The organism is Paraburkholderia sp. SIMBA_054, assembly GCF_046534875.1.
Lineage (GTDB): Bacteria > Pseudomonadota > Gammaproteobacteria > Burkholderiales > Burkholderiaceae > Paraburkholderia > Paraburkholderia hospita.
Genome location: NZ_JAWRXV010000958.1, coordinates 1 through 264, shown reverse-complemented (window position 1 = coordinate 264; position 264 = coordinate 1). Strand labels below are relative to the sequence as shown.

Sequence of the window (264 nt, the reverse complement as noted above, 5' to 3'; positions counted from 1 at the left end):
GCCTTCCTGCTGTTCGGCCTGCTCGACTCGGTGCGCGTGGCGTTCACCTCCGGCGGATCGGTGGAAGGCGCCAACCGCCTGATCGTGGCCTCGCGGCTGTCGATCACCCAGTCGCTGCCGGTGCGCCTGGAATCGCAGATCCGCACCATCCCCGGCGTGCGCGACGTGACCTACGCGATGTGGTTCGGCGGCATCTACCAGGATCCGAAGAACTTCTTCCCGAACTTCTCGGTCTCGCCGAACTATTTCGACGTCTATACCGAC

General features: G+C 64.4%; 1 pseudogene. It reads left to right on the top strand.

The window, feature by feature from the left end:
* Positions 1-264: pseudogene (locus SB822_RS57960) on the top strand (ABC transporter permease); the annotation flags it as partial.